The sequence below is a fragment of the Marinimicrobium sp. UBA4509 genome, from assembly GCF_002388575.1.
Lineage (GTDB): Bacteria > Pseudomonadota > Gammaproteobacteria > Pseudomonadales > Cellvibrionaceae > Marinimicrobium > Marinimicrobium koreense.
The window spans coordinates 7,256-7,581 of record NZ_DGMV01000009.1; the positions used below are offsets into that span (position 1 = coordinate 7,256).

The 326-nt window shown below is 58.6% G+C and carries 1 protein-coding gene; it reads left to right on the forward strand.

Features of this window, described 5'->3' with window-relative positions:
* The coding region (locus B3520_RS01320) for a band-7 C-terminal domain-containing protein (RefSeq protein WP_286875156.1) at nucleotides 1-286 on the forward strand (286 nt) is incomplete at its 5' end.
* Nucleotides 287-326: the final 40 nt, after the last annotated feature.

The window sequence follows — 326 nt, forward strand, 5'->3', positions numbered from 1 at the left end:
CCTGTCCGAAGCCGAAAAGCTGCGTCAGATCAACGAAGCCGAAGGTAAAGCGCGGGAAATCGAAATGATCGCCACCGCCACCGCCGAAGGTATTCGCCGCGTCGCGGAAGCCATCAACCTGGAAGGCGGCAAGGATGCGGTGAACTTGCGTGTAGCGGAACAGTACGTACGTGAGTTTGGCAAGTTGGCGAAAGAAAACAACACCATGATCCTCCCCGCCGAATTCGCCGACATCGGCGGCGCCGTCGCCGCCATAACCCGTACATTGGAGTCCGCCAAAAAATAACGGATGCCGTGGACAGAGGTTTGCGTAGGGGCCGAGCGCA